Origin of the sequence: Acinetobacter septicus, from assembly GCF_019355975.1 — a bacterium.
GTDB lineage: Bacteria > Pseudomonadota > Gammaproteobacteria > Pseudomonadales > Moraxellaceae > Acinetobacter > Acinetobacter ursingii.
Map to the genome: position 1 here is coordinate 1,538,321 of NZ_CP079898.1, position 19,477 is coordinate 1,557,797.

Annotated in this window: 20 protein-coding genes; 10 read left to right on the forward strand and 10 right to left on the reverse strand. The window is 40.3% G+C overall.

What is annotated here, in order from left to right; translation table 11 throughout:
• Nucleotides 1–54 precede the first annotated feature (54 nt).
• Entirely contained in the window at nucleotides 55–972 is a 918-nt protein-coding gene (locus I6L31_RS07325; RefSeq protein WP_005002221.1) for a LysR family transcriptional regulator, read from the forward strand.
• Nucleotides 973–976: 4 nt separating this feature from the next.
• Here I6L31_RS07325 and I6L31_RS07330 read toward each other — a convergent pair whose 3' ends face one another.
• Nucleotides 977–1,828, reverse strand: a complete 852-nt coding sequence (locus tag I6L31_RS07330) for a PHP domain-containing protein (protein ID WP_005002219.1) — start codon at nucleotides 1,826–1,828, stop codon at nucleotides 977–979.
• A 44-nt stretch (nucleotides 1,829–1,872) separates the two neighbouring features.
• Between I6L31_RS07330 and I6L31_RS07335 the strand changes: the two genes are divergently transcribed.
• The 4 genes from I6L31_RS07335 to mnmC are packed head-to-tail and all read left to right on the forward strand — an operon-like array spanning nucleotide 1,873 to nucleotide 5,216.
• Nucleotides 1,873–2,487, forward strand: coding sequence for a septation protein IspZ (locus tag I6L31_RS07335; RefSeq protein ID WP_005002216.1), 615 nt, complete (start codon nucleotides 1,873–1,875; stop codon nucleotides 2,485–2,487).
• 32 nt (nucleotides 2,488–2,519) lie between these two features.
• Complete coding sequence (locus tag I6L31_RS07340; RefSeq protein ID WP_004992606.1) at nucleotides 2,520–2,822, forward strand: YciI family protein; 303 nt, start codon at nucleotides 2,520–2,522, stop codon at nucleotides 2,820–2,822.
• A 4-nt stretch (nucleotides 2,823–2,826) separates the two neighbouring features.
• A complete protein-coding gene (locus I6L31_RS07345) occupies nucleotides 2,827–3,306 on the forward strand; it encodes a hypothetical protein (protein ID WP_005002213.1) in 480 nt (159 codons plus the stop codon).
• A 35-nt stretch (nucleotides 3,307–3,341) separates the two neighbouring features.
• The gene (gene mnmC / locus I6L31_RS07350; RefSeq protein ID WP_005002210.1) at nucleotides 3,342–5,216 is read left to right on the forward strand and encodes an FAD-dependent 5-carboxymethylaminomethyl-2-thiouridine(34) oxidoreductase MnmC; all 1,875 of its coding nucleotides are present in this window, start codon (nucleotides 3,342–3,344) and stop codon (nucleotides 5,214–5,216) included.
• Between the two features lie 96 nt (nucleotides 5,217–5,312).
• Here mnmC and thrH read toward each other — a convergent pair whose 3' ends face one another.
• Nucleotides 5,313–5,930 carry a bifunctional phosphoserine phosphatase/homoserine phosphotransferase ThrH gene (thrH, locus tag I6L31_RS07355; protein ID WP_005002209.1) on the reverse strand — a complete coding sequence of 206 codons (618 nt, stop codon included), beginning with the start codon at nucleotides 5,928–5,930 and terminating at the stop codon, nucleotides 5,313–5,315.
• A gap of 160 nt (nucleotides 5,931–6,090) precedes the next feature.
• On the opposite strand from thrH, the gene I6L31_RS07360 reads away from it, so the two are divergent.
• Nucleotides 6,091–6,711 (forward strand): phosphoadenosine phosphosulfate reductase domain-containing protein, encoded by a 621-nt coding sequence (locus I6L31_RS07360; protein ID WP_005002207.1) that lies wholly within the window; start codon nucleotides 6,091–6,093, stop codon nucleotides 6,709–6,711.
• 377 nt (nucleotides 6,712–7,088) lie between these two features.
• Nucleotides 7,089–8,486: a WS/DGAT/MGAT family O-acyltransferase gene (locus tag I6L31_RS07365; protein ID WP_005002205.1), complete on the forward strand. Its 1,398-nt coding sequence runs from the start codon at nucleotides 7,089–7,091 to the stop codon at nucleotides 8,484–8,486.
• A gap of 38 nt (nucleotides 8,487–8,524) precedes the next feature.
• Here the strand turns inward: I6L31_RS07365 and I6L31_RS07370 are convergent, their stop codons facing one another.
• The 6 genes from I6L31_RS07370 to I6L31_RS07395 all read right to left on the reverse strand — a co-directional run bounded on the left by I6L31_RS07370 (nucleotide 8,525) and on the right by I6L31_RS07395 (nucleotide 13,334).
• Nucleotides 8,525–8,701 carry a PA1571 family protein gene (locus tag I6L31_RS07370; protein WP_004992592.1) on the reverse strand — a complete coding sequence of 59 codons (177 nt, stop codon included), beginning with the start codon at nucleotides 8,699–8,701 and terminating at the stop codon, nucleotides 8,525–8,527.
• A 139-nt stretch (nucleotides 8,702–8,840) separates the two neighbouring features.
• Nucleotides 8,841–10,295 (reverse strand): ribonuclease G, encoded by a 1,455-nt coding sequence (gene rng, locus I6L31_RS07375; protein ID WP_004992590.1) that lies wholly within the window; start codon nucleotides 10,293–10,295, stop codon nucleotides 8,841–8,843.
• A 70-nt stretch (nucleotides 10,296–10,365) separates the two neighbouring features.
• Nucleotides 10,366–10,950 carry a Maf-like protein gene (locus I6L31_RS07380; protein WP_004992589.1) on the reverse strand — a complete coding sequence of 195 codons (585 nt, stop codon included), beginning with the start codon at nucleotides 10,948–10,950 and terminating at the stop codon, nucleotides 10,366–10,368.
• Nucleotides 10,938–11,429, reverse strand: a complete 492-nt coding sequence (gene mreD / locus I6L31_RS07385; RefSeq protein WP_004992586.1) for a rod shape-determining protein MreD — start codon at nucleotides 11,427–11,429, stop codon at nucleotides 10,938–10,940. Before mreD ends, I6L31_RS07380 begins: the two co-directional genes overlap by 13 nt.
• On the reverse strand, nucleotides 11,416–12,273 hold the full coding sequence (gene mreC, locus I6L31_RS07390) for a rod shape-determining protein MreC (RefSeq protein ID WP_004992584.1): 858 nt from the start codon (nucleotides 12,271–12,273) through the stop codon (nucleotides 11,416–11,418). The genes mreD and mreC overlap by 14 nt, the downstream gene beginning before the upstream one ends.
• 20 nt (nucleotides 12,274–12,293) lie before the next feature.
• A complete protein-coding gene (locus tag I6L31_RS07395; RefSeq protein ID WP_004992581.1) occupies nucleotides 12,294–13,334 on the reverse strand; it encodes a rod shape-determining protein in 1,041 nt (346 codons plus the stop codon).
• A gap of 131 nt (nucleotides 13,335–13,465) precedes the next feature.
• On the opposite strand from I6L31_RS07395, the gene gatC reads away from it, so the two are divergent.
• The 3 genes from gatC to gatB all read left to right on the forward strand — a co-directional run bounded on the left by gatC (nucleotide 13,466) and on the right by gatB (nucleotide 16,817).
• Nucleotides 13,466–13,777, forward strand: a complete 312-nt coding sequence (gatC, locus tag I6L31_RS07400) for an Asp-tRNA(Asn)/Glu-tRNA(Gln) amidotransferase subunit GatC (protein ID WP_004992579.1) — start codon at nucleotides 13,466–13,468, stop codon at nucleotides 13,775–13,777.
• A 71-nt stretch (nucleotides 13,778–13,848) separates the two neighbouring features.
• Nucleotides 13,849–15,327, forward strand: a complete 1,479-nt coding sequence (gene gatA, locus I6L31_RS07405) for an Asp-tRNA(Asn)/Glu-tRNA(Gln) amidotransferase subunit GatA (RefSeq protein ID WP_005002202.1) — start codon at nucleotides 13,849–13,851, stop codon at nucleotides 15,325–15,327.
• Complete coding sequence (gene gatB / locus I6L31_RS07410) at nucleotides 15,327–16,817, forward strand: Asp-tRNA(Asn)/Glu-tRNA(Gln) amidotransferase subunit GatB (RefSeq protein WP_005002199.1); 1,491 nt, start codon at nucleotides 15,327–15,329, stop codon at nucleotides 16,815–16,817. Before gatA ends, gatB begins: the two co-directional genes overlap by 1 nt.
• A 29-nt stretch (nucleotides 16,818–16,846) precedes the next feature.
• Here the strand turns inward: gatB and I6L31_RS07415 are convergent, their stop codons facing one another.
• A complete protein-coding gene (locus I6L31_RS07415; protein ID WP_005002197.1) occupies nucleotides 16,847–17,779 on the reverse strand; it encodes an HNH endonuclease in 933 nt (310 codons plus the stop codon).
• Nucleotides 17,779–19,410 (reverse strand): AAA family ATPase, encoded by a 1,632-nt coding sequence (locus I6L31_RS07420; RefSeq protein ID WP_005002195.1) that lies wholly within the window; start codon nucleotides 19,408–19,410, stop codon nucleotides 17,779–17,781. Before I6L31_RS07420 ends, I6L31_RS07415 begins: the two co-directional genes overlap by 1 nt.
• Between the last annotated feature and the right edge of the window lie 67 nt (nucleotides 19,411–19,477).

Consider the following 19,477-nt stretch of genomic DNA (forward strand, 5'->3'; position numbering starts at 1 on the left):
ACATTTTCAAAAAAACCATGATAATGAGAAAATACTTTTCTGATTTTATTGATCATGAATACAGAAGATTTTCAATTTTTTATTCGCGTTGCAGATCTGGGCTCTATCAGTAAAGCTGCACAAGAAGCTAATATTTCGGCATCTGTTGCCAGCCAAAGGATTCAGCGATTAGAAAACAATCTACAGTTACGTTTATTTCATCGAAGCACAAGAAAATTAAACCTGACGGAAGAAGGAAAAATACTCATTGAGCACGGTCGCCCTTGGATTTCTGATTTTTTAAATGTACAACAGTCGTTAAAAGTCAAAGACCATACTCTCAATGGAACACTCAGAATTACAACATCTTCAACCTTTGGAACGAAAATTTTAACGGCTATTATTGCTGAGTTTTCTCTTTTGCATCCTGAGCTAAAAATTTATCTGGATTTAAATGACCAAAATATTGATCTCATCAAATATGGTATGGATTTGGCGATTAGAATTGGTCAGTTGAGAGATTCAAGCTTAATTGCAAAACCATTAACCTTAAATAAACGCTTATTGTGTGCATCTCCAGATTATCTGCAAAAATATGGTTGTCCCCAGACCCCATCTGAATTGACATTGCACCGATGTCTATTACAACAGCATGAAAATGGTTTAACGGATCATTGGCAGTTGCTTGATGAAAATGCTGAATATCAAACTATCCGTGTCAATGGATATTTTACAACGAACTCTGGTGAAGCAATCAGACAGGCATCCTTATCTGGATTAGGCATATCCAATCATTCGATCTGGCATATCGCTGATGATTTAGCCTCAGGTAAACTGGTGCAAATCCTTCACAATTATCCCGTCGAATCTACTTCGATTTATGCTGTATGGCCAAATCGAAAACTTGTTCCACCCAAAATCCAATTCTTCTTAGAATACTTAAGCCATTACTTTCAATATCAATATCCGTGGTATGACGATAATACGCATTAAATTTTTATCTAAACACATTCCAAATCCCCTGTTGATCCGCTTTAGGCACAGGTGTATGCCCAAGTTTAATCCACGGCATATTATCGCCGTGAAAATCACTGCCAATTGAAACTTTTAAATCCAACTGTTCGATCATTCGATCGACCATTTGACGAGTAGATAATGGCTCACCACTCGGTGGTAATTCCACCGCATCGCCTTTAAGTTGTGCAAACAGTTCAATCAAATAACGGACATTGGTCGCCGATAAGTCATAGCGCGTCGGATGCGCCAATACAGCATATCCTTCACTCTGATGAATGATCTGAATAGTCTCTTGCAGACTCAAACCATCAAATTTTACAAAAGCGCGTTTACCTTCTTTTAGAAACCGATCAAAAGCCTGCTGTGGACGTGAAACAATATCCTTGTTCACTAGGGTTTTAGCAATATGTGTTCGCGTGATTCGATCTGCCTCTCCATCGACCAAAGTCAGCACATCTTCATAAATATCCTGTCCGATACAACTTTTAAGTAAATGGCAAATTTGTTTGGCACGTTCTGCACGAATCTTTTTTTGTATCGTAAGTGCATCTTGTAGAGGTTCAGGCTGTTGCATATCTAAGGCGACAATATGCACACCATAGCTCTTTTTCGTGGCTGGGCGTGACCATTGACTGGAGATTTCAACACCAGAAATGATATGAATATCATACTGTTGAGCAGTTTTTCTAACGAGTTCCACACCATCCATCGTGTCATGATCAGTCAAGGCCAGCGTATGAATACCACATTCAACTGCCGATTTGACCAATGCATCTGGTGACAAAGTTCCATCAGAAATATTGCTATGTGTATGTAAATCTATGCCTTGCATCTTTATACTATGCCACTTCGTTGATCCAGTTTAGATACTCTAACATGAAAGCACTTTTAGACTTTGTGCCCCTCATTATTTTCTTTTATTTATACAAAACCGTTGATCCCAAAGATACGCATCATCCCTTATTACAATTGATTGGATCAGCAGGTGGTGTTGATAACAATAATATTCTCGTCGCGACAACGGGTCTGATTATTTCCATGTTGATTATTTATGGTGGATTGTTCATTACTCAAAAGTTCCGTCTGGAAAAACAGCAATGGATTGTGCTGTTTATGACCGTCATTTTTGGCGGTATTACCTTGATGCTCAGTGATGATTTCTATATCCGTTTAAAAGCCGTGATTTTGAATCTGATTTTTGCAGGGGCATTTTTACTTTCACCGATGTTCAGCAAAGATAAGAAACCACTGATCCAACGTTTATTTGGCCCGATTTTTGAACTGAGTGAACAAGGCTGGAAAAACTTAAACTTTGCTTGGGCAGCCATGTTTGTGGTGATGTCGCTGTTACATTGCTTTTTTGCCTTTATTTTTATGCATGGCAAATATTGGGGTGAATTTACAGCTTTTGGTGACATGATCGTCATGTTTTCCTTTATCATTATTCAGTTTATTGTACTGCGTAAATACTTTAAATCGCCTGATGCTTAAATTGCTTTAAAATCAAACACTGAGATTGACCTATGCCATTATTTGTAGTCACCTGTACCGACAATGACGGAACTGTAGAAAAACGTTTAGCTGTTCGCCCTCAACACCTTGAACGATTACAAAAACTGGATGATGAAGGTCGTCTGATTGTGGCAGGTGCAATGCCTAAAGATCCGACCAATCCACAAGCGGGTTTTTATGGCAGTACCATTATTGTAGACTTTGACAGCCGCGAAGCACTGGATACATGGCTCAAAGATGAGCCTTTCCTGCTTGAAGGGATTTATGCAAACATTGAAGTTAAACCATTCAATAAAGCATTTCCGAAAGAGTAAAATTATGTCAACCATTTCCAAAGTGCTTATTGGTTTATCACTATTATGTTCAACGGCATGGGCTGTTGAAGCTGTACCCAACGCAGCAGCTCCAACACCAGTGGCAGCAACCGCCACGACAACCGCAACTGCAAAACCAGCGCCTGCCAATAGCGCTGTTGTGGCTGACCCAAATGCAGAAACCAAACCGTTAACAGCCGAACAAATTGCAAAAGCCAAAGCTGATCAGGACAACAAAATCAAGGCATTGGTTAAAGATCAGGCAGGACGACTCAAACAACTGGAACAAGCCAATCTGGATGCTTTAACTCAGAATCAAGAGTTACAACTCAAAAATGATAATCTGTTGGTTCAAGTTCAAGTCTTACAAAGTGAACGCAGTGCGCAAATGTTTTTGTACGGCGGTGCAGTCATGGGCGTAGGTGTATTTCTGGGCTTTCTGATTGCCAGTTATATTCACACCAAACGTCGTCGTCAGTGGTAAAATTCATCCTTTAAAACGATTTTAAAGGTTTTTCAGTGACAAGCTCTGGTATTGAAACGGCTGAACTGGATTGGGAATCTGTCGATGGCATTGATATTCCCATTTCCAGACAGTTTGGCGATGTTTATTTCTCTAAAGCCAATGGCTTACTTGAAACCCGACATGTCTTTTTAAATGGCAACGATCTCAGTACGCGGTTAAGTCAACTACAACCTTTTCAATATTTCTGTGTCGGTGAAACAGGGTTTGGTACAGGCTTAAATATTTTAACCTTGTGGCAACTCTGGCAACAGGTACGTCCAGCTAATCATAGCCATTTACATGCCATCAGCGTTGAGAAATATCCTTTAAGCAAAACCGATTTGATCCGCGCATTAAATGCATGGCCTGAACTCAAACCTCTTGCGGACCAACTTATTGCACAATATCCCCTTCCAATCGCAGGCTGTCATCGTTTAAGTTTTCCTGAAGAACGATTTAGTCTGGATCTATGGCTAGGTGATGCACATGATGTTTTCCCTATGATTGAAAAAACCAAAGCGGTTGATGCATGGTTTCTGGATGGCTTTGCGCCCTCATGTAATCCAGAGCTTTGGGAAGAACAGGTGCTCAATCACATCGTCAGGCTTTCTGATATTGGGACAACTTTTGCATCGTTTAGTGTGGCAGGTGTATTGAAACGCGGCCTTAAAAAACATGGCATCACGATTTCCAGACCCAAAGGGTTTGGTCATAAACGTGAAATGCTCAAAGCAATCTGGCAACAGACTGAAGAAAAAACTGAATCATCTGCTATAGATCAGCCTACCGAAGCCTTTAAACCACAAAATATTGCGGTTATTGGGGCGGGAATCGCGGGTTTGAGTGTGGCATGGACATTGGCTCAACGTGGACACCACATTACCATCTATGAGCAGAAGCACCCCCTCTCAGGTGGATCAGGCAATCCGTTGGCCTTGCTTAATCCAAAACTCTGTCCGATTGAACAAGCGCATGAGCATTTAATGACCCTGACCTGGCAATATGCTTTAAATTTTTATCCAAAATTTGAAGCTTTTCGTGCCATTCAAGTCAACCAAATAGCACAAAAAAACCCACAAGACTTACTCGATCTTGCAGAACAATATCCAGTTGGATTATTACAAACGCAAACGCCTGAACAGAATCAAATTGCCACGACCTTGTCCAGTTTAAAGCTGACACAGGCTGGCGCGGTTTCTCCGCATCAGCTTCGTGATCAAATCCTGAAACATCCAAATATTGATCTTAAAGTCGGCAAAATTACGCAACTGATCGAAACAGATTCGATGGTTCAACTCATGCAAGATCAAGATGTTTTAGCAGAGGCAGATCAAGTCGTCGTGTGTTGCGCTAAAGCCAGTTCAGACTTATTTGACCAATACCCTGTCCTAAAGCCGATTCGAGGTCAAGTCAGTTGGCTAAACAATAGCGAACACCCTTTAGCTCAAGACCAAGCGTATAGCTATGGCGGTTATTGTATGCAGCTGGATGCTGAACATTTAATTTTAGGCGCATCGTTTTACCCAAATCGGGAGGATGAAGATGTTCTCCTAGAAGACCATGTGCATAACTTTGATTTAATCCACAGCGTCTATCCAACTTATGCACAACACTTGCCAGATCCTGCCTTTTGGCAAGGACGCGCCTCTATCCGAGCGCAAACGGCTGATTATTTCCCATTACTCGGACAAGTTCAGGAAAACTCGCGTATCTTTACCTTTGCAGGTTTAGGTTCTAAAGGGTTTTTATTTGCGCCATTGTGTAGTGAAATATTGGCAGCCTTGATGTTGTATGAAGCCTGTCCCGTGCCAGCATCATTATTACAAAAATTAAATCCGCGCCGTTTCTTCAAAAAAGTTAAAACCAAGAAACCTTATTTTAATGCTTGATCCATTTTACCCACTAAACCGTGTAACGCTTCTTAATGATTCTTGCTTGAAAAACAAAAGGCGCTTTCAGCGCCTTTTGTTTAAATAACTTAGCGATTAAGCAGGAATATCACGTTGTGAAACTGAACGAATCGCTTCTTTTAACGCATCATAGCCATGAATCGCAGGGAATTGAGGAAATTCAGCAATCACATTATCTGGCGCATCAAACAAAAAACCATGATCCGCTTCGCCTAACATGGTGGTATCGTTATACGAATCGCCTGCTGCAATTACACGGAAATTCAGACCATGCAAAGCTTTCACAGCTTCACGTTTTTGATCTGGTTGGCGGAGTTTATAAGCTGTGATCATACCTTTATCATCTGTCTCCAATTTATGACAGAAAATCGTAGGCCAACCTAGTTGTTGCATCAAAGGATGTGCAAACTCATAGAAGGTATCGGAAAGAATGATCAATTGAAAATGAGTACGCACCCATTCCACAAACTCTTTCGCCCCAGGCAATGGCCCCATATCGGCAATCACCGACTGAATGTCGTTTAAGCCTAAACCATGTTGTTTTAAAATATTTAAGCGCTGTGTCATGAGCACATCGTAGTCTGGAATATCGCGCGTAGTGGCTTCAAGCTCTTTGATGCCTGTTTTTTTTGCAAAATTAATCCAGATTTCAGGAACTAAAACACCTTCCAAGTCTAAACAAACGATTTCCATGCTCACTCCAGCGGATTTTAAAAATGGCATTAGTTTAACATGTAGACTTTTCTGCACACACAATCTTTTAAACTCAAATTGAATGATTATTCAGGTTGACGCTTCAAATTAGATTATAATAATCTGCAAAATCAGTTGATATCTAATAAGGCACACTGGAATGAGTTTAGATTTAGAACGTATCAATGCAGAATTAGGCAATGATGCTGAAAAGTTGATTGAATGGGCGCTGAGCCTGAATGAAAAAGCCATTGTGACGACGAATTTCCGTCCGTTTGAAGCCGTGATTTTGCATATGCTGACACGTGTTAAACCAGACATCCAAGTCGTGTGGATGGATAATGGCTACAACACCGAAACCACCTATAAATATGTGGACGAAATTACCAAACGACTCAATCTCAATCTACTCACCTATCTACCGAAACGTTCTCGCGCCCATCGTGAAGCTTTGGAAGGGCCAGTACCTGCACTAGATGATCCAAAGCATGAAGCTTTTACCGCAGAAGTCAAACTAGAACCATTTGAACGTGCTTTACGCGAAACTGCACCGAAAGTCTGGTTTACGGCTTTACGCGCCACCGATACCGCAGTTCGTGCGGAAATGGACGCGGTCAGTATCAATCCAGATGGACTGATTAAGGTTGCGCCATTACTCAAATGGACATCGAAAGACCTGTGGGAATATATGCAAAAACATAATCTTCCTGATAATGAAGATTATTTTGACCCGACCAAGGGTGAAGAACATCGTGAATGTGGCTTACACTTAAGTCATTAATGGCTTAGTTTTGAAAAGGTAGCTTATGAAAATGGCTACCTTTTTTATTGATCAAATGATTCAATCAAAAAATGGCTTTCAAAGGTCATGTTTATCTCTTTATTAAAGGAGATAATGAAAGAAAACCTAAACAGCGATGAATAACCGCCCCATAGAGACTTCATTTTCAAAAGGACGAATAAGTCAATTTATAAACAACAAGTATTGAGTAAAATCAATGCTTCTGTGTTATCTCAACATTCATCACATTTTATTGGCTTTATGTACATTTTTGCTTATATACTAGTCATACACTTCTAATAGACACGTGTTCTATAATTCTAAAAACGTAGCTCATCAAGGGTTATTGATATAATTGCAGTGAGGCAATCCAAGCTATGCGCCCATTACACCCAATTGACTTTATATTCTTATCCTTAGAAAAAAGACAACAGCCTATGCATGTAGGCGGTCTGTTTTTATTTGAAATTCCAGAAAATGCCCCAGATACATTTATGCAAGATCTGGTCAATGATATTCGCAAATCCAAAACCATTCCTGTCCCGCCATTTAACAATCGACTGAGCGGCCTCTTTTGGGATGAAGATGAAGAGTTCGATCTGGACCATCACTTTCGACATGTCTCCTTACCCCACCCGGGACGTATTCGCGAGTTACTGATTTATATTTCTCAGGAACATAGCACCCTCATTGATCGGGCAAAACCGCTCTGGACATGCAATATTATTGAAGGGATTGAGGGTAATCGCTTCGCCATGTACTTCAAAATTCATCACGCGATGGTAGATGGCGTTGCAGGGATGCGTTTGATTGAAAAATCACTATCAGATGATCCAACAGAAAAAAGTATCGTTCCCCCTTGGTGTGTCGAAGGCAAACGCGCAAAACGTTTAAAAGAGTCCAAGCCGGGACGAATCAAAAAAGTGTTAATGGGCTTGAAAGATCAACTGCAAGCTACGCCACGGGTGATGCAGGAACTTTCTCAAACACTGTTAAAAGACTTCGGGCGTAATCCTGATTATGTTTCAAGCTTTCAGGCACCGAGTTCAATATTGAATCAACGTGTCAGTTCTTCACGCCGTTTTGCGGCACAGTCATTTGAACTAGATCGCTTTCGTCATATTGCCAAAGCACTCGATGTCACCATCAATGATATCGTTTTGGCGGTGTGTTCTGGTGCATTACGCGAGTATCTAATTAGCCATCAAAGCTTGCCAAATAAACCATTAATTGCGATGGTGCCAGCTTCGTTACGCAGTGATGACTCTGACGTCAGTAATCGAATTACCATGATTCTGGCAAATCTGGCGACCCATAAAGATGATCCTTTAGAACGCTTACAAACGATTCGTCGTAGCGTACAAAATGCCAAACAGCGCTTTAAACGCATGACCAGTGATCAGATTTTAAACTATAGTGCTGTGGTCTATGGTCCTGCTGGACTGAATATCTTATCTGGCATGATGCCAAAACATCAGGCATTTAATCTGGTCATTTCCAATGTTCCAGGCCCACGTGAGCCGCTTTACTGGAATGGCGCTAAACTAGATGCACTTTACCCTGCTTCTATTGTCCTTGATGGACAAGCGCTAAACATCACCATGACCAGTTATCTGGATAAACTTGAAGTGGGTTTAACCGCTTGTCGTAATGCATTGCCACGTATGCAAAATTTATTGACACATCTGGAAGATGAAATTCTTCGTTTTGAACAGTTGATTGCAGAAAAACAAAGTATGCAACAACGTGAAACTCAAATCAGTGCAGTCAGTTAAGCCATCACGAGAATAAAACAAGGGGCTTGATATGCCCCTTATTTTTTAATGGTACGACATTGTTTGAGTAATTGATGACACACTGAGCGGATCATCGCGGTGGTAATTTGTACTTCTTTACCTTGATCGTCCACCATATAACATGTATTCACAACATTGCTGCTGTCCATGACATGTTTTAAACCTTGACCAAGTAATCTTTCACTTACATTCATGCTAGAGAACCTCGACTTGCTAAGACGTCTAAAAAGGGAGAATTTGTCTTTGGCTACTGGATATGTCTAGTATTTAAAATTCGCAGGCGAAAGTAAAATTTCAGTTGTAACAAGGATTAAGCGAAATCCTGTTACAATTTCAGCTTAAAATGATGTCATATTGCTCTTGCGTGTATAAATTTTCGACCTGAAATTTTATGACACGATTCACAAAATGCTCCAAATCCGCGACAGCAGTAGCTTCCGCCGTCAATAAGCGATCGATCACCGCAGGATGCGCAACGACAGTAAAGCCACTCTTGGATTCAAATGCTCGGGTATATCTTAAAATTTCTCGAAATATCTCGTAACACACTGTTTCTGCTGTCTTCACATAACCCCGCCCCTGACAAGTCGGGCAAGACTCACACAGCAAATGTTCCAAAGATTCGCGCGTGCGCTTGCGCGTCATTTCTACCAAACCAAGCTCAGACACTTGTGTAATTTTGGTTTTGGCATGGTCACGTTCCAGCATTTTCTCGAGCTGACGCATCACTTCTTCACGATGCAGAGCCTCTTGCATATCAATGAAATCAATGATGATAATACCGCCCAGATTACGAAGTCGTAACTGACGTGCAATGACCTGTGTCGCTTCCATATTGGTTTTAAATACCGTGTCTTCGAGACTGCGACCGCCTACATAAGAGCCGGTATTAACATCAATGGTGGTCATAGCTTCAGTTTGATCGATCATCAAATAACCGCCAGACTTTAAGGCAACCCGAGTCTGTAAAGCCTTTTGAATATCTTCTTCGACATTATATAAATCGAATAATGGACGCTCGCCGGGATAATGAATCAATCGATCTTTGATATTGGGGACAAATTCATCGATAAATTCCACCAATTTTGCATGAATTTCACGTGAATCTACATATACCTTTGAGGTTTCTTCGTTGGCTAAGTCTCGGATTACCCGCTGTGGTAAAGGTAATTCTTCAAAAATTAGATTTGGAACAACACCACCTTTTTGCTTACGTTGAATAAACTCCCATAGCTTCGCCAAATAGCACATATCCTGCGCAATCGATGCTTCATCAATCCCATCAGCCGCCGTTCGAACAATCACGCTCCCTGGTAAATTGTGTTCTTTTTGAATGCGCTCAATCATGCTACGCAGACGATCACGTTCTTCTTCAGATTCAATCCGCTGTGACACCCCAATATGATTACCATAAGGCATCAGAACCAGATAGCGTGAAGGAATGGAGAGATCAGTACTTAAACGCGCGCCTTTAGTGCCCAGCATATCTTTCATCACTTGCACAGTGAGAATTTGCCCCGGATGTAAAAGCTCAAAAACATTTGGCATTGGCTGCGAACGTGGCCAAACCATGTCATTGATATGTAGAAATGCAGTTCGGGATAATCCAATATCGACAAAAGCCGCCTGCATACCCGGCAATACACGAACCACTTTTCCTGTATAGATATTACCGACCAAGCCACGTTTGACTGTCCGTTCAACAAATAATTCGTTGACTGTTCCGTTTTGGATTAATGCCACCCGACACTCCATAGGCGTGACATTAATCAGTAGTTCTTCTGACATACTCAAACTCAAAATGTTATAAAAATTCTTGTTCCAGAGTTAAAGAAGATCAAGCGTCCAATCTAATCGATTAATTAAAGCCGCCGTTTTCCCCTATAAACTTAACTCTTTTTAATAACTGTATTGTCTCAAATAAAGGCAAGCCCACCACATTGCTATAACTGCCTTCAATTCGAGGAATAAATTGGGCAGCTGCTCCCTGTATGGCATATGCGCCTGCTTTACCCACAGGTTCCCCTGTTGCCCAATAATTTTCCATATCTGCTTGAGTTAAATGCTGAAATTCAACTCGAGTCTGTACAACTTGACTCAAAAAATCACTTGCAGTGGCTACACAAATTCCAGAAAAAACATCGTGCTGACGACCGGACAATGCGGTCCAGATTTCAAAAGCATGCGCTTTAGATTCTGGCTTTCCAATGATCTTACCATCAAGTCCCAAACTTGTATCCGCTGCTAATATCACTGCATCTGGACACTGGCTAAAAATGACTTGAGCTTTTTCTCGTGCCAGACGTTCAACATAACTCGAAACGGATTCATTGTCCTGTATAGATTCATCAATATCTGGACGAACAATATCAAAGTTCAAACCAAGTTGTCTAAGCAGCTCTTGTCGTCTGGCCGAGCTTGACGCCAAAATTAAATGCGCCATTTATGTAAACAATAATAAATGATCGGCCAACATAAAATACTGGTCATCAACGGTTGCCAATGGCGAGCAATGGAAAAATGGAAGCCTCCCATGATTTGCGCCATCCACATAAAAACCAAATGCGCAATCAAGGCTAAAATCACAATCGTCCATAAGTTCATAAACGTTAAAATCCGTCTTTCACGAGTGAAATAACGCACAATAAACGTGATCAGAACAAAACTCAGCGCATTGAGTCCTAATGGCGAATCGATTAATAAATCGGTAAATAATCCAGTGGCAAAGGCGAACCAGACGCCACACCACGTTGGCTGACACAGCACCCAGAACAGCATGACCATCAACATCACCAATGGTCGCCAGCCCGAAACATCATAGGACAATGGATAAATCATTAAAATCGAACTGATGACTATTGAAATAATAATAATGATCAGAGGATCTTTACGCTTTTCATATTTTAACTTAGCGATTGGCATACGGTTGCTCCATCGCTAGGGATTCAGAAAATAACACCACAACATGATGTCCACTGGCCAACTGCGCCGCAGGAGTCACATCAATTTCAGAGAACTCACCCGAATTATGTCGACGGACCAACGAGACTGTTCCCACCAGATAACCTGCGGGGAAATGTTCGCCCAATCCCGAACTATAGACTTTATCCCCAATCTGTACATTGGCACTTGTGGGAACATATTCCATTTTTAAACGTCCAAGATCGCCAGTTCCAGACACGATGGCGCGCATCCCAGTCCGTTCCAGACGCACAGAAAGTGAATGTTCTTTATCTGAAAGCAGCATGATACGTGAACTATGTGGATAGACATTAATGACCTGCCCCATAATCCCCTTATCATCCAAAACTGTTTGACCGACTTTAATCTGATTGGTCTCGCCGCGGTTGATAATAATGATATGACGCAATGGATCTGCATCTGTCCCGATCACTTCTGCAATTTCCATACGCCCATCAATAATTAAAGGCGTATCCAATAACCCTCGCAAACGGGTATTTTCCGCAGAGAGTTCAGATAATTTTTGTAGGCGCACCTGTGCCTGAAGCAACTCAGCCTGCATCGCTGTATTTTCACGACGTAACTGGGTTTCAGACTTGGTTTGTTGGTTGAGCCATTCTCGCGACAGTACAGGATAGCTGGCTAGTGCATAAATCGGGTTATATGCAGCATAGGTCACATCCCTCGCAGGCTTGATAACATGAGGCATACGCCAGTTAATAAACAGCAACACCAGACATGTAATAACCGCGATGACAAACGAGCGAAAAGATGGCGGTTGTCTTGAAAAAAGATTCGGTTGCACCGCCTCGTCCTTAAAAAGTATTAACCAACAAAGAGCATGTCATGATTTGGGTTATCAAAGAACTCCAGTACTTTACCGCCACCACGTGTCACACAAGTCAGAGGATCTTCTGCAACGACCACAGGTAAGCCTGTTTCCTGAGCAAGTAACTTATCCAGATTACGCAATAAAGCACCGCCGCCTGTTAAGACAATTCCGCGCTCTGCGATATCAGAAGAGAGTTCAGGTGGCGTTTGTTCAAGTGCTGATTTCACCGCACTGACAATGCTTTGAAGTGGATCAGAAATCGCTTGCATGACTTCATCAGAAGTCACGGTAATTGAGCGAGGTACACCTTCTGCCAAATTACGACCACGAACTTCTATTTCCAAGGTCTGACCATCTGAAACAGCCATGCCCACTTCTTTTTTGATAATTTCAGCCGTCGTTTCACCAATCACACAGCCATGCGCCTTACGCACATAATGAATAATCTGTTCATCGAACACATCACCACCAATACGTAGTGAATCGGCATATACACAGCCTTGTAGTGAGATAATCGCAATCTCGGTGGTACCGCCACCCACATCAACCACCATCGAACCACACGCTTGTTCAACTGGCATACCTGCACCAATCGCAGCGGCCATCGGCTCTTCAATTAAACGCACATCACGCGCACCTGCATTAAATACAGCCTCACGGATGGCACGGCGTTCAACTAAAGTTGATTTGCATGGCACACACACCACCACACGTGGTGCGGGTGGAAATAAGCGTTTTTCATGTACTTTACCAATAAATTGGTTCAACATGGTTTCGGTGACTTCGAAATCAGCAATCACACCGTCTTTCATTGGACGAATCGCGGAAATATTGGCTGGTGTACGACCTAACATTTGTTTAGCATCGAGACCTACCGCAGCTACAATTTTCTGCGAACCACTGTGACGAATCGCCACAACAGTCGGCTCATTTAATATAATACCTCGGCCTGGTGCATAAATCAGTGTATTTGCTGTACCTAAATCAATGGCTAGATCTGGCGAAAACAAGCCAATTAGTCGTTTTAGAATCACGGGTCGTTCTCAGTTAAACTTTATATGGACGCAAGTTGGCAACTTTAACTAAATGTGATGCTTTGAACAAGTCAATCGCTTATTATAAGCCACATTATTTGCAAATTTTTAATACTGACTTAGGTGATGTTATGTCTACATCGGATGCTCAGCATTCAGATTTAAATGCACAAACCGTATCTCAAATCGCCAATCTTGCTCGATTGTCGCTTAATGATACGCAATCTAGCGACTATGCTCAAAGTCTAAATAAAATTTTAGACATGATGGACAGCCTAAAAAGCATTGATACTGAGGGTGTTGAACCTCTGAAAAGTCCGTTTGACAACCCGCAGCCCTTGCGTGCCGATGTGGTCACTGAAAGCAATCATCGCGATGAATATCAAGCAGTTGCACCTGAAACGCAAGACGGACTTTATCTGGTTCCACGCGTCATTGAATAGTTAAAAACAGATAAATCCTTGGTGATTTATCTCCCTAAATTTTAGAATTTGACGATATAGAATTTTTACTTATGACAGATTTACATCGCTTATCTATTCGTGAACTTTCCGAAGGTTTAAGCCAGACGAAATTTTCCTCACGCGAATTGACTCAACATTATCTGGATCGTATTGCCAAGCTTGACACAAAGATTCAAAGTTATGTGACTGTTACACCTGAACAAGCACTGGCTGAAGCCGATGCCGCGGATGCCGCATTCAAAGCAGGTCATGCCACCGTATTAACAGGCATTCCTTTAGCACATAAGGATATTTTCTGTACCCAAGGCATTAAAACCACTGCGGGTTCTAAAATGCTGGATAACTTTATCTCTCCTTACGATGCCACTGTGGTTGCCAAAGCCAAAGCTGCTGGTCTTGTGACTTTGGGTAAAGTGAATATGGATGAGTTTGCCATGGGCTCAACCTCAGAAAGCTCCTATTTTGGTGCGACCAAAAACCCGTGGGCGCTGGATCGCGTTCCTGGTGGTTCGTCTGGCGGTTCAGCGGCAGCGGTTGCGGCTGATCTTGCTCCTTTTGCTACAGGAACAGATACAGGTGGGTCGATTCGTCAACCTGCGTCATTCTGCGGCTTAACAGGCTTAAAACCGACTTATGGTCGTGTCTCTCGCTTCGGGATGATCGCCTACGCATCTTCACTGGATCAAGGCGGGCCAATGGCACGTTCGGCTGAAGATTGTGCCTATTTGATGAATGTGATTGCAGGACATGATGCCAAAGATTCCACATCGGTCGATAAAGAAGTCGATGACTATGTGGCAAACTTGAATGCAACCTCGTTGAAAGGCTTGCGTATTGGGATTCCAAAACAATACTTCAATGTGGCAGGTTTAGATGCTGACGTTAAAGCACGTGTTGAAGAATCTTTGAAAAAGCTTGAAGACATGGGGGCGATCTTGGTTGAGATTGATCTCAGCATGACTGAAAGCTATGTGCCTACCTATTACTTGATTGCCCCTGCTGAAGCATCTTCGAACCTGTCACGTTATGATGGTGTGCGTTACGGCTACCGCTGTGAAAATCCAGTCGATTTAATGGATTTATACAAGCGTTCACGCTCTGAAGGTTTTGGTGCTGAAGTTCAGCGTCGTATCCTGATTGGGACTTATGCCCTTTCGGCTGGCTATTATGATGCGTATTATGTGAAGGCACAAAAAGTACGTCGTTTGATCCAACAAGACTTCTTAAAAGCATTTGAAACTGTTGATGTGATTGCAGCACCATCTGCACCAACGACTGCCTATAAGATTGGAGCTGATTTAACCCCTGTTGAAATGTATTTGGGCGATATTTATACCCTTGCAGTGAACTTGGCAGGTTTACCCGCGATCAACGCACCTGTGGGTTTAGACAATAACAACTTGCCAGTGGGCTTACAATTGATTGGCAATTATTGGTCAGAATCACAATTACTTTCAATTGTGCATCAATATCAACAAGACACTCAATTCCACACTCAACGTGCGGCGATTGCTGAGGAGACTGCATAATGAACAATACTGCAAAAGTAGCTCAGAAAAAGCCAAAATCAAAGTTGATTGATGGTTGGGAAGTGGTAATTGGAATTGAGATTCACACGCAACTTGCCACCCAATCTAAAATTTTCTCAGGTTCATCGACTGAATTTGGTCAAGACCCCAATACGCAGGCCAGCCTTGTTGATTTGGCGATGCCAGGTGTCTTGCCTGTCTTAAATGCAGAAGTGGTAAATTTGGCCATCCGCTTTGGCTTGGGAATCGATGCCTATATTGATCAAGCTTCAGTCTTTGCGCGTAAGAACTATTTCTATCCAGACTCCCCTAAAGGCTATCAAATTAGCCAAATGGACAATCCCATTGTCGGCTTGGGTCATATTGACATTCAGCTTGAAGATGGTGAAGTTAAGCGTATTGGCGTGACACGTGCGCATCTTGAAGAAGATGCAGGTAAGTCCATTCATGACCAGTTTGAAGGTCAGTCGGGTATCGACTTAAACCGTGCGGGTACACCGCTGCTTGAAATCGTATCTGAACCCGATATGCGTTCAGTCGAAGAAGCCGTTGCCTATATCAAATCGATTCATACGCTTGTACGCTGGCTGGGTATTTCTGACGGTAACATGGCAGAAGGCTCATTCCGTGCAGATTGCAATGTATCCCTACGTCGCCCAGGACAGCCATTTGGAACCCGTTGTGAACTCAAAAACCTCAACTCATTCCGTTTCATTGAGCAAGCGATCAATGTTGAAATTGAACGTCAAATGGAAATTCTGGAATACGGTGGTTCGATTGATCAGGAAACCCGTTTGTTCGATCCGAACAAAATGGAAACTCGTTCAATGCGTTCTAAAGAAGAAGCGAACGACTATCGCTACTTCCCAGATCCAGATTTGTTGCCAGTGATTATCGCTGATGAGCAGATTGAAGCAATTAAAGCCACCATGCCTGAATTGCCCGCTGCCCGCCGTGAACGCTTTATCGCGGATTTTGCTGTGACTGAGTACGATGCGCATGTCCTTACCCTTTCACGCGAAATGGCGGATTTCTACGAAGCAGTGGTTGCGGCTTCTGGCGGTGCTGCGCAAGGTAAGATTGCAGCAAACTGGGTGATGGGTGAATTCTCAGGGGCTTTAAACAAAGCGGGTTTAGAATTGGCTGAATCTCCTGTATCCGCTGAGCAATTGGGCGGCATGATTGCGCGTATTGTCGACAACACCATTAACGGCAAAATCGCGAAGCAAGTCTTTGGCTTTATGTGGGAAGCAGAAGGTAAATCTGCCGATGACATTATTGCTGAAAAAGGCTTAAAGCAAGAAACTGATACGGGTGCGATTGAAGCAATTATCAAAGACGTGCTGGCAGCCAATGAAAAAATGGTTGAAGAGTACAAGTCTGGTAAAGAAAAAGCCTTTAATGGTCTTGTTGGTCAAGTCATGAAAGCGGCAAAAGGTAAAGCCAACCCAGCCCAAGTAAATGAATTAATGAAGAAATTGATTAGTTAAACTAATCTAATTTCAAAATAAAACCCGCTTTAGAGCGGGTTTTCTTTAAAATATGAAAAATCAACAAATGTTGATAGCATTTCATATAAAACAACTTTCCAATGATTAACACCATAACCTTGTATAATTAACCTTTCAGATTTTTTCTTAAAATGCAATGCCAGATCAACACTACTTATATTACCAAGCTCACTTGGATCACTTAAGTCATAAATTAATTCTGTATTAAAGAAATTCTGCGCATCAAAAGTTATATTATTATTAATCTTAAGCTGCATGAAAGTTTTTTCAATTCTTTCAACGCTTATAGGACATTGATCCAATTTTTTAACAAAATACTCAAAGGAATAAATATATTTATTTTCAGCCTCATCTTTTACTCTTTCACTCAACCTCACATCTAACCAACTTATATGATCAATGTCATCAAAATATGGATGTACTAAAACAGGTTTTGAAGAATCAGGGCTATAAGCATGTTTATTATCATTACATTCCTCACATGAAGGAACTAGATTAATGGGATTAACTGCCAAAAAAATATACTTACTCTCGGGTAAAAAATGATCTACAACTTCTATTTTATGATTATTACAATAACAACATCTTTTACTTTTACTACTAGTAAAACCATCCAATTTTATTCGATTATAAAATTGATTAATCTTTGTATACTTTATATCATTCTTACTAAAATAATACTTATAAAGCTTCACAAACCAATTATTTTCATGAGTTTTACTTTTTTTACCATCAGCATCAATAGGTATATTAAATATAGCTGGTATATCTAATTCCTCCAATTTAGACTGACGAATCAATTCTAAGTATTTTTCACTTTGAGCATAAACGTGGTCTTGCATATTAACCATATAAGTTTTAACACTATCATTATCAATGAAGTTAATACATATAGGATAGGTATCTTCAATAGTAAAATCAGGCAATGGTTTCTTAAACATCAGTCATTCTCTTTTTTCATTTTATTAATGATTGAGATTATTATACTTTGAGCCTCATCTCCCACTTCACCATTAAATTTTTCTACTACTAAATCATAAAGCTTATTTAAGCTTAAACTTGAATTTTCATCAAAGATTCTTTTTGCAGTATCTTCAAGTAATGTATAGAAACCACTTTTCTTACTTTTTAGGTTAAAAACCTCTTTAGTTAAAGTACTAACACTTTCACCAAATGTTTCAATCGGAGGACGATCAGCTCCAAACTCATCACCTTCTCTTGAAATAACCCATACTGACTTTCTTGGAACCTCTTGTAAGATCACAGGAGAATGTGTAGCAATAACAGCCACAGCATTTCTTTCAATCATCAACCATGACAATGCACGAATGTATGCAGAAATTAAAGGAGGATGTAAATATGTTTCTGGCTCATCATAAATAACTAAAGATTTCTCAACAACGTCCACCACCAACTTTGTTAAACTAAGTAAAATAATTTTATGCCCACTACTAAAATCATTAAATCTCTCAATCAATTTTTTATTTTTTTCTAAAATTTCCTTCTCTTGAGATTCGCTTAAATCGTTAACATTTATATCTTTATCTCGCAAGATGGAAATATTAACACTATCCATTAGCTTAGATAAATTTCTATTTGCAAAATAGCCATCAATCTCAAGAATTTCAATTAATTTCAACCATTTCTTTCTTAATATTTCTGAGAATTTACATTTGAATATAGAAATTATAAAATCTTTATTCGTACTAGATATATTCTTATAATTTTCTGTCCTATGTACTGTTGGATCTTCTCTCAATCCAATATATGAATATTTACTTGCATTAACAGCATCTAAATCAACCCCTTGAAATAGTCTATCAAATGGACTATATGAAACCACCACTAGATTTTGCAACAAGTTTACATTAGAACCATGTGTTAAAGAATAATCAATACCCCCTTCAAAGTACTCTCTTAATATATTATTTAAAAAAGTTGTTTTACCAACACCATTACCGCCAATTATAATATGAATATTAGTAGGGGGAAGAGAGTTTGGTTTAACCCTAAAATCCAGCTTCCTACTTTCATCATCATTAATAAAATAGTTAAAATAAAAGTAATATGGAGTTAGCTCAACCCCTCCATTCGCCATTCTATTAATTTTATTCCTAACTTCATCCTCCTTATAATCTCTCATTAAAGAAATTCTGATAACACTCAAATTCTTACTTAAAGCCTCATCCAATGTACTTAAGTTTACAGCTAAGTCACTTAATGAATTAAGAATAAACTTAACCTTTTCAACATCAAAAAACTCATTTAGCTTTTTATAAAAATAAACATCACCAATACTATAAAACCCTCTTTCTAATTTTGTAAATTTTCTAGGAATAAATTTAACATAATTCAAGGGCTCATCTTTATTTAACTTATTTTTCCAATCATCATCAAAAGCAATTTTCAAGAAACCAAAATCATGCTTAACATATTTTTCATCAATAAAGCTTACATAAAATTGAGTCCTATAATCATAATCATTCCACATATCTTCTTTAAGAAGAAAATATGGAGCCAACCTAGTACTTAAACTATCTTGATCACGATTCCCAATAATATAAAAATTCATACTTACTTTCTTATTAAAGTTAAAGTCTTTACAATTTTCTCACAATGCATAAAAAAATAAAACTTTA